Consider the following 2,387-nt stretch of genomic DNA (forward strand, 5'->3'; position numbering starts at 1 on the left):
TAGTTTTTATTTCTTTATAATAATAAGCCTTAAGGTTTAGACTTGCATTTATATCTCTATCATGCAAAGTGTTACACCTACTACAAGCCCAGCTAGTATCACTTAATTTTAGAGTTGTATTTTTACTATTACAACTACTACAAAGTTTACTTGAAGGGAAATATCTATCTATTTTATGCAAAGCAGATCCATGCCATTCTGATTTATATGACAATTGTCTTACAAACTCAGACCATCCTAAATCATTAATACTTTTTTTCAAACATTCCTTTTTGCATGCCTTTAATTGATAAATCTTCTATTACTATGTTTTTATAACTTGATACGAAATAACAAGATAATTTATGCAAAAAGTCTTTTCTTTGACTTGATATTTTCTTATGTAGCTTAGTTAATTTTAATCTAGCTTTAGCTCTATTAGAAAAACCTTTTTTCTTTTTTGATAGTTTCCTTTGGTATTTCTTAAGTCTATTTTCATTTCTTAGTAAATATTTAGGATGATTGGTTTTCTCACCTTCACTACTTACTAAAAAATGTCTCATACTCATATCAATACCTACTACTTCCCTTTTATCACCCTTAGTTTCATTGTTATTTTTAGTACCCAAGTACTCAACTGCTATTGAAACATAATATTTATCATTAATATCTTTTTCTACCACTACATGCTTAATAAGCTCATTATCTTTAATGGGCCTATATAGACATAATTTTGCAAATCCTATTTTAGGTAGCCTTATATAATTATTTTCTATTCTTATTGAGTTTCCTTGATTATTAGTTCTATAAGTTTGCCTATTTCTCTTACTCCTATATTTAGGAAATCCTTGTGTTCTATTTCCCTTTTTAATTTCTCTAAAAAAATTATTATACGCAGAATTTAAGTCCATCCACGCACTACAAAGTGCTAAACTATTAACTTCTTTTAAAAAAGGAAATTCTTTCCTATATTTACTTGGATTAACACTAAGACTTTGTTTATTTTTTTCATAATAATCTTTCTTATCACTTAACATTTTGTTATACAAAAATCTTACACATCCAAATACTTTTGAAAAGCATTTTTTTTGACTATTATTAGGATATATTCTGTATTTATAAGCTTTATTATCACTCATTATTTTTAAAATTATATTAAATTAAACTTGCTTTACAAATTCATCTCCACCTAAATTTCATAGAAATTATAGGTGGAGTATTCTTTGTTATTTTTTGATAAAAGTAATTAAATAATTAAATCAAAATTAAAATTATTATATTATTTTACTTAAAATTAAAATAATCTGAATAAATAAAATAAAATATTAAATTGATATTTATACTAAATTATATTAAATATAATTTTATATATGATATAATCAATAGTATTATGTTTAATATAGGAGTATAAATATGAAAAAAATAATAAAAGTATTATTTTTATTATTAGCATCTTGTGTTCATGAACAACAAAAAGTATCATCAATAGATGATTTAAATGATCAAAAAGGATATCTAGATAATCAAAGTGTAGTTTCAGAAAGCTACGAATCAAAAAAAAAGAGCTTATTAAATAGTTTGAATCAGTCATTAATTCAAACTACAGATTTAATGGAAAAAGCTGATCTTACAGTAGACAATTTAAATGAATCAGACGAATCAAATAAAGTTGTAGAAGTAGTTATTAGTGGAGTAAATTTAATTTCAGCTTCTGCAGATCAGTTAAAAAGCTTATCAGAAAGTATATATGATTTAGCTCAAACGGCAGGAATAGATCTAGAAGAGATAAACAAATTTAGAGATAAGGCAACAGTTGCATCTAATGTGGCAAGACAGGCATATGACCTTACTAAATCAGTAGATGAAGACATGAAAAAACTGTATGAAGAACAACAGAAAGGAATAGATTTAGATTTAGATTCAGCTTCTGAGGAAATAAAACAAGCTAGGATAAATGTAGATAGAGCTTGGGAAGTTACAATAAAAGCTAAAGATCATTTAATAGATTTAAGAGGAGCGACAAAAGAGGTTTTGGATAAAGTAAATGCAGAAATCACAAATAACAAAAAACTTGAAGATATAAAAAGAGTAGTAGAGTTAGCAGTGCAAGTAGCTGAGAATGCAAAAGAAACAGCACAAAAAGTTATAACCTCATTAAATACTTAACTAAATAAAGTAGGAGGGCAATAATAATTTATTTGTCCTTCTTTTACTTTCAAATTTTAAATTAAAAACAAATGAAAGATCTAGAGTAAAACATCAATTTTACGTTTTTATTTTTTAATAGTATACCTTTGATAGGATAAATCAATGTTATATAGATAATATAATCTTAGTGAACTGCTATTTCTAATAAAGAAAGATTATAGAAATAGCTTCTTGTATCTATCCAAGATAGCTTTTTAGGC

General features: G+C 25.2%; 1 protein-coding gene and 1 pseudogene. One reads left to right on the plus strand and one right to left on the minus strand.

Features of this window, described 5'->3' with window-relative positions; all coding sequences use genetic code 11:
- Positions 1–1,118, minus strand: a pseudogene (locus F0310_RS05535) (RNA-guided endonuclease TnpB family protein); the annotation flags it as partial.
- Positions 1,119–1,392: 274 nt separating this feature from the next.
- Between F0310_RS05535 and F0310_RS05540 the strand changes: the two are divergent.
- Entirely contained in the window at positions 1,393–2,145 is a 753-nt protein-coding gene (locus tag F0310_RS05540) for an OspD family protein (protein WP_182117971.1), read from the plus strand.
- The last annotated feature ends 242 nt before the right edge of the window (positions 2,146–2,387 follow it).

This window comes from Borrelia sp. A-FGy1 (genome assembly GCF_014084025.1).
Taxonomy (GTDB): domain Bacteria; phylum Spirochaetota; class Spirochaetia; order Borreliales; family Borreliaceae; genus Borrelia.